The organism is Streptomyces sp. NPDC107581 (assembly GCF_055657175.1).
Genome location: NZ_JBVKBH010000049.1, coordinates 1 through 7,354 on the forward strand (window position 1 = coordinate 1; position 7,354 = coordinate 7,354).

At 66.2% G+C, this 7,354-nt stretch carries 4 protein-coding genes and 3 pseudogenes; 4 read left to right on the forward strand and 3 right to left on the reverse strand.

Translation table 11 applies throughout. The features are described 5' to 3' along the window. Nucleotides 1–91: 91 nt before the first annotated feature. The 4 genes and pseudogenes from ACZ7P3_RS42400 to ACZ7P3_RS42415 all read left to right on the forward strand — a co-directional run. A pseudogene (locus ACZ7P3_RS42400) lies at nucleotides 92–969 on the forward strand (IS701 family transposase); the annotation flags it as partial. Nucleotides 970–1,329: 360 nt separating this feature from the next. After that, the gene (locus ACZ7P3_RS42405) at nucleotides 1,330–2,937 is read left to right on the forward strand and encodes a hypothetical protein (RefSeq protein ID WP_472090031.1); all 1,608 of its coding nucleotides are present in this window, start codon (nucleotides 1,330–1,332) and stop codon (nucleotides 2,935–2,937) included. 59 nt (nucleotides 2,938–2,996) lie between these two features. After that, nucleotides 2,997–4,142: a hypothetical protein gene (locus ACZ7P3_RS42410; protein WP_472090032.1), complete on the forward strand. Its 1,146-nt coding sequence runs from the start codon at nucleotides 2,997–2,999 to the stop codon at nucleotides 4,140–4,142. Between the two features lie 149 nt (nucleotides 4,143–4,291). Next, a pseudogene (locus ACZ7P3_RS42415) lies at nucleotides 4,292–4,513 on the forward strand (transposase); the annotation flags it as partial. Between the two features lie 35 nt (nucleotides 4,514–4,548). On the opposite strand, the gene ACZ7P3_RS42420 reads toward ACZ7P3_RS42415, so the two are convergent. The 3 genes and pseudogenes from ACZ7P3_RS42420 to ACZ7P3_RS42430 form a co-directional block, all read right to left on the reverse strand. Then, nucleotides 4,549–4,914 (reverse strand): DUF805 domain-containing protein, encoded by a 366-nt coding sequence (locus ACZ7P3_RS42420; protein ID WP_472090033.1) that lies wholly within the window; start codon nucleotides 4,912–4,914, stop codon nucleotides 4,549–4,551. 647 nt (nucleotides 4,915–5,561) lie between these two features. Further along, nucleotides 5,562–6,479, reverse strand: a complete 918-nt coding sequence (locus ACZ7P3_RS42425) for an NADP-dependent oxidoreductase (RefSeq protein ID WP_472090034.1) — start codon at nucleotides 6,477–6,479, stop codon at nucleotides 5,562–5,564. Nucleotides 6,480–6,979: 500 nt separating this feature from the next. After that, nucleotides 6,980–7,270, reverse strand: a pseudogene (locus ACZ7P3_RS42430) (IS3 family transposase); the annotation flags it as partial. Nucleotides 7,271–7,354 lie beyond the last annotated feature (84 nt).

The following is a 7,354-nucleotide window of genomic DNA, read 5'->3' on the forward strand; positions in this document are numbered from 1 at the left end:
GGTCGCCCGCCCGGACCCTCGAACAGCTTCGAGTTCGCTTGCCTGACGAGGACCATCCGGAAGATCAACCCTGACAGTTATTCAGAAACAGACCCCCGGCCGCACCGAGAACTGCCAGATCGGCGTGTTCGCCGCATACGCCACCATGCAAGGGCGCGCTCTGGTGGACCGGGAGTTGTATCTGCCCAAGTCCTGGACCGACGACCGCGACCGCTGCCGCGCCGCCCGTATCCCTGATGAGCGGGCCTTCGCCACCAAGCTCGACCTGGCCAAGGGCATGGTGCTGCGGGCGATCGCCTCGCCGTTGCCGATCGCCTGGGTGACCGCGGATGCCGCCTACGGCCAGGAGTGGCGGCTGCGCCGCATGCTGGAGGAGACCGGCCTGGGGTATGTGCTCGCGGTCCCCAAGTCCCAGCAGGTGCCGCACTTCGGGCGCATCGATCACCTCTTCTCCCAGGCCCCTGACGAAGCATGGGAGGACGTTCGTGCGGTGACGGCGCGAAGGGCCCGCGCGTCTACCACTGGGCCGCCCTACAGATCACGCCCATCGAGGACTTCGACGGCGCGATGCCCACCCACCAGCGGTGGGCACTGGCACGCCGCAGTATCAGCAAGCCTGAGGAGATCGCCTACTACCTCTGCTATGCACCGCTCGGCACCAAGGTCGAGCACCTCGTACGCGTCGCCGGGATGCGCTGGGCCATCGAGGAAGCCTTCCAGGCCGCGAAGAACGAATGCGGCCTTGACCAGTACGAAGTCCGCCGCTACACCGGCTGGATGCGGCACATCACCCTGGCCATGCTGGCACATGCCTTCTTGGCCGCCATGGCCGTCGACGCCGCGGCAAAAGGGGCAGCAGAAACGGTTCCTGCCTTGCGCCCCTCACCGTGGCAGAAGTTCGGCGGCTCATGGCAACTGGCCACTCACCCATCGCCGCTCACCAGCCTCTCATCAGTGCACGTGTGCTGAGATGGCCACATTGGCGCAGACGACGCCAAGCCGTCGCCCGCCGTTGCCACTGTCAGTGGCGGCTGCACACGATCGAGGGGCGGTCCGGGAAAGAAGACACGGGCCGGCAATCAGCCCACTACACTCGCCCAAACCGCCCCTGAACAGGGAAAACGTCAAACTGCTGCTGGAGTATTAGCCACGTACGCAGTCGGCCACGGCTACGGATGCGTCATGTCCTCGGGTGATGCAGACTGTTCATGGAGTGCGAGGCACTCAAGCCCCTCCTGACGCACCGCTCCCACCTCGCTGAACAGATGCGGGCGACGAAAGGTCGAGTCGGTGGACGGCATACGAGAGCATCGTCGAGCAACCGCCTGGTTGCAGCAGGCTCGCACCGCGGAGACCCCCGGCTCCCCGCCTTGGATCACACGCCCCACCAGTCGTGCGGTCTTAGCCGCCCTGGGCGACGCGGACTTCGACGACCAGCAGGCACCGAGGCTGTACCGCTTCGTGGTGGGCGTCGACCAGCATGCCCGTACGCTGGACGCCCAGGAGCTGGCGGAGCTGGGGGATCCGATGGCCGAGTTGTTCTTCCGCAAGGGCACCTTCCCGTTGACGGTGCAGGATCTCCTCGCCGGGCTGCCCGATCCGGCGACGAAAGCGAACCAGTCCGTGTATCTGATCGGCGAGGCCGGGCAGATTCCGTTCGGCTCGGCCCCCGAGCTGCCGCGTGCCATGCGGTTCGCCATCGCTCGCGCCGCCACCGGCCGGGACGTGGACCTGCTGGTGAGCACGGGGGCGAATGAGGATCCGGCCGCGACGTTTCTGCAGGTTGCCGCTTGGGATCCGGTCGCGAAGGCCTTCAACTACTACATGCGGATCAGCCCCGGGTGGGTGTGGGCTGGCAACTCGTGGTTTGCTCTCGCCCCCGGCTCCCGCGGCCACGGCTGCTTCGACAGCCACATCAACGGCAGCGTCGTGATGAAGGAGCTGAAAGCGCCCTGGAGTAACTGGCAGTCCCAGGCGGCGACGATGCGCCTGGCCCCGGACGACCCCTTCCGTCAAAACCCGCTGTACCAGCAGGTCATCGGCGCCGAAAATCTCGAGCTGACCGTCCGTGCGCTGATCAGCCGCTGGACCGCCGCTCGCCTGGCAGCCGTCACCCATGACGGCACCGTGGAGCATCCCGAGCAGTTGATGCGCCATCTGTTCACCACGACCGCCGTGAACCTGGCCAGCACAACGTCACAGAGTTCGACGATCACCCCCTCCAGCGGTGACCTGCTACTGCCCCAGGGCTTCTGGCTGAACGGCGACGCACTCCTGGGCGATCTCGAACTGCCCGTCACGGCCGTCCTTCCTCCCATGGCCCCGGCCGCCCACTACGTTGAAAGCCTGGCGACCTTCGACTTCGCCCTGGAGGAGAAGATCAGCGGTTTCTCCCAGCCGGGTGACACCTTCTTCGCGTTCGTCGTACCGGAGCCAGCCTACGAGGACAACGACGTGGTACGGCAGATGGTGCAACAGCGACTGATCACGGGCAAGTTCGCCGCTTGCGCGTTCATGGTCGATTTCACCAATCCGGTCTTCAGCCCAGTCCGGAAGCGATTGATGGACCATGTCCCCACCACGCCGACCGCGGTGACCGAGCTGGAGGAGCACATCGCACAGGTGATCGTGGACGCCGCCGCCAACCTGCCACCCGACAGCCCTGAAGGCCGTTTCGCCGCCGACTGGGCCCTTGCGGACGACACCTGGCCCAAGGCCTTCGCCCAGCGGATCGACGACTACCTCGGTCAGGTCAGCCAACGGATCCGCAAGTCCTCCGGCTTCGACGACTACGTCCGGCTGGCGGAGTCCCGCCGCCGCGACTTCAAGGCGATGCGGCTCAACGAGTTCGAGCTGACGCTGCCGACCACCAACATCCCTGCGAACGCCCCGCGGCTCAGGATGAACGACGACGGCACAGTCGCACCCACCCCCTGACTGCCGCCGCTGTCCGCGGCTCGCCCGCCCCCAGCCACCTTGCAGCGAAGGAGTGCCCCATGAGCCTGCTCGCCTCGTACGGCCCGCCCGGACACCTCGACGATCTCGACGAGACCGGGCTGAAGGCCTGGAACATGTTCATCAGCGACCGTGTTGACCACTCGATCACGGGCCCCGATCCCCACAAGGTGCTCAACGACAGCCCACGCAGCCAGTTCTACAACCTCACCAAGACCGACACAGCGGCCGACGTCCAGGAGGCCACCGTCACCTGGACGGCCTTCCCCCGTCTGGTCAAGATCCAGTCTCTGTCAGACACCCAGCGGTGGCGGCGGGCCGACGCTAGCCGGGACGTCCAGGACGAGTACTGCGAGTGGAGCATCACCCGCAATGCCGCCGGGAAGATCACCAAGGTCATGTTCACCTGCGAGGGCCCCGAATACTGGCATTTGCTCGGCCAGTCGAACCCCGACAAGGTTCTCGAACTCTACCGTACGCACATCAGCCCGAACGTCCAGCACAGCGACCTCTTCGGAGCCACCGGCACCTACAACCCCCGTAACCGGTGGAACGACTCCACGACGGACGGCGCCATGCATCTGATTCAGACCAACAACACCTTGGGCGCCGAGATCGAACTCGCGGCCGCGGCCACCATCGTGCGGGTCATCGACAGCAACGAGCTGACCACCGAGCAGGAACTCATCGACTGCAGCAAATACGGCGAGCCCGAGCGCAACAGCGACCCGCACATCGGCGGAGCCGTGAACGACCTCGCCCGACAGAAGGCGGACATCTCCCTGGCCGACCCGGTCGGTCTCTACTTCGATAAACTGGCCACGGACGGCTGGGCCACCCCGGACGGCTCCGACCCCAAGGACTACTGGATCAGGCAACGCGGCGACGCGACCCACCCCGTGCGGTTCATCTACGAGGTACCCCAGGACAAGGGCTTCACCGTCGGTGACATCAAGATCAACGGGAAGCCCATCCAGTTCGGCGCGCAGATCGCCGACTTCATCACCATCAAACTGACCGGCGTGGCCTGCCGATTCGGACAGAGCACCACGCAGCCCAAGAACGCCTGCGTGCAGGTGGCCCCCGCGCCCGTCGAGCCGGCCGCGGTCGCACAAAACCTCAGCGCGGCATCGGTCCCCGGCTACCGTGCCGCTCCACTCGCTACTTCCTGGACCCGCCGCCGCTGAGCCGCCGAAGCTTTGCGTGGTCCAGCGCAAGATGCGGGCCTGGCGGGTGAGGGCCGACTTCCACCCGGCCGCCGACGAGGAAGCGCCGCAGGAGGCCGAGGACGACAGCGTCGTGGTCAGCGAGCACACCCACCCCGGGGACGGCCAACGAGTTCGCCCATGGACACGGCATGCGCCACTGCCGCTACCGAGGACAGGGCAAGGTCCACGTCCAGCACGTCCTGACCGCCATCGCCGTCAACATCGAGCGCCTCAGCGGTCTCCCACCGACCGAGGAAGCACTCCCGCCCCGCCGGCCGACCGCCTTCCAGAACTACCTCGACCAACGCAGGATCCCCCGGCCAAAATCCTGGCGCACCCTGGGCACCTGACCTCGGCAACTCCAAGATCCCCGACAGAGTCAAGCTTACGCGAACGCCGGGACCTCCTTCGGGTCGGGGCCGTACTTGTTCGATCCTGTCTTGCCGTCCTCGGAGCAGATGACCAGCAGGATGATGACGCCGAATGTCGGGACGAGGTGGATGAGGATCCACCAGCCGGAGCGGCCGGTGTCGTGCAGTCGGCGGACCGTGACGCCCCAGGTCGGCAGGAGGAACGCGATCAGAGCGATACCGAGGCCGGTGAAAGAGGCCGGCGAGTGGGTTGCGACGCCGATGCCGCCGAGCACGCCGTAGGTGATGTACGTGAGCAGCACGAACGGCCAGAATTCCTTACGGCGTGCCCGGCCTCTGAAGACGGCGTACTTCTTCAGCGCAGCGATGAACCAGCTCATTGTGTCCCCCCAGGGATTGACGGCAGCCCATCCGAAACGGATCAGGCCGAAGGAAGAGAGTAAGCGGTTGGCAGGGGCGCGTCAGCCACGGGGTCGGTGACACCCAGGGGCGAGCTCGGCCTGGGGGCGTACGGCCGTCGCGCGTGTCATCGCAGATCAGAGGCCATGCCTGGCTCCTCTCCACTGTCGACGGTTCGGCGCCGGTCCACGGCTCGGACGTGGTCCCCCCGAAGGGGGACGGCCGGATCGCTTTTGTTCTCGGGTTCCTCGACCGGACCCCTGAGGTACGGGGCTTCGCCCGGGAGACATCGGCAGAGACCTCTACTGTCCACGCCATTCGGACACCGTCGTCCGCCGAGGGGCCTCCAGGGAGCCGGGAAAATCAGCGCCCCCGGCAACTGCTGGCGTGCCAGCGGCCAGGTGGTTCTGAGCGCGGTGGGTTGCGTGCGCGTGCGGGGCGTCTGGCCGTAGGCTGGTGTAAAATATCGCTGCATCCGACATGTCGATCTTTTGCGACCTGGGCTTTCTTGGTTGTCTCACGGCCGTGTCACCATGATCAGTCTCAATTCCGTGGCATTTCCTCGTCCGACACCGGGCAGGTCAGCGGTCGTCCAGCCCACCACCGCTGTTGGCCCATTCCAGGGCGCTCAGGGGCGCACGCGAATGACGGTCTTGCCCCTGCGCCGCTCGGTCGGGTTGAGCGCAGGGACGGCGTCGTCGAGGGTCGCGACGGTTCCGATGTGCGTGCGAAGGCGCCCGTCCCGCACCCGGTCGACGATCTCCACCAGCTGACTCGGAACGGACTCGACGACGAAGTCGACCGCCAAGCCGTCGACAGGGCGAGCCTCAACAGGCCCGACCACCGACACCAGCGTCCCGCCAGGCCGGATGATTCTCGCCGAGCGCCTTTGGATGTCAGCGCCGATGACATCGAAGACCACGTCAACCCCGCCGATGTCGTCGAGATCCTCGGTGGCGAGGTCGAGGAACTCGTTCGCGCCGAAGTCGAGCGCCGCCTGGCGGTCCGCCGCCCGCCCGGTACCGATGACGTAGGCGCCGAACTCCCGGGCGAGCTGCGTAACCACGGACCCGACTGCACCGGCGGCGCCGTGTGCGAGGACGCTCTGCCCCGCCTGAAGACGACCGTGCTGGAACAGACCTTGCCACGCGGTCAGGCCGGAGATCGGCAGGCTCGCACCCACCGTGAAGTTGACGTTCCCCGGCAGCGGCGCCAGGTTGCGTGCCTCCACAGCCGCGTACTCGGCCAGGGTTCCATCGCGGTGCCAGTCCGTGATCCCGAACACCCGCTGTCCCAGCGAGAGCCCCGTCGTGCCGTAGCCGAGGGAGGTGACCACTCCGGCGAACTCGTGGCCGATGATCGCCTGGGCTCGATCGCGACCGGCGCGATCGACCCACGTCGAGGGCCACTCCCACTCCGCGGGGACGAAGCCCGACGCATGGACTTCAACGACGACGTCGTTGATCGCCAGCGTCGGCTCAGGCCGCTCCGCGAGTGTGATCCCGGCTGCTTCCGCTGCCGGATCCGTCGCGACGATTGCCTTCACTGGTACCTCCGTATATCTCGCGCTCGCTGGCTCTGTGCGCCGCCCAAGCCATGGAGTGGGCTGATTAGCCCACAAAGGAACGGCAACAAGATCCGTCACCACAGACGGATGGACCACTGAAACGCGTCGAGTCCAACCGGAGCTCGACGAGCACCACACACCCAGGGCAGCAACACCCACCCACGCGCTAGTCTCACGGCGATGTCGTATACGACATCGATACGACACGGCTCGTGCGATTACGACATCAGCCGTAAGACCCAACAGGTTCGTGTAGGTTCTCCATCTCGATGTCATATACCGGCCCTGTGACCTGGGCGTTCTAGCGCTGTCTCAAGCCGTGTCATGCGGCAGAAGTCTCAGATGGTTGGCGTTTCCTCGGCTCGGACCTGTTCTTCGCGCTCAGGGTGTCTCATAGGGTATGAGCCTTCTGGCCGGTGTCGTCGACTTGTTCAGGGGAAGGAGGAAGGGTCTGGTGCAGGTTCGGGTGACAGGTTCGGTCACGCGGCCTGGAGGGCTGGTGTGGTCATGACGGTCTCGAATTCGACGGGTGTCAGCCGGCCGAGTGCGGCTTGTCGGCGGCGCCGGTGACAGGTCCGCTCGATCCAGGACACGATCGCGATCCGCAGTTCCCCGCGGGTGGCCCAGCTCCGGCGGTCGAGGACGTTCTTTTGCAGCAGGCTGAAGGACTCCATGGCCGCGTTGTCGCCGGCTGCCCCGACCCTCCCTATCGATCCGACCATGCGGTGCCGGTCGAGCGCCCGGACGAACTTCCGGGACCGGAACTGGCTGGACTCAACCGGTCGTTGCAACACTGGCTTGTTGGAGCAAGAGTAGCTGCTCGTTGAATGCCTCGGCCGGGGTCCTCCAACCAA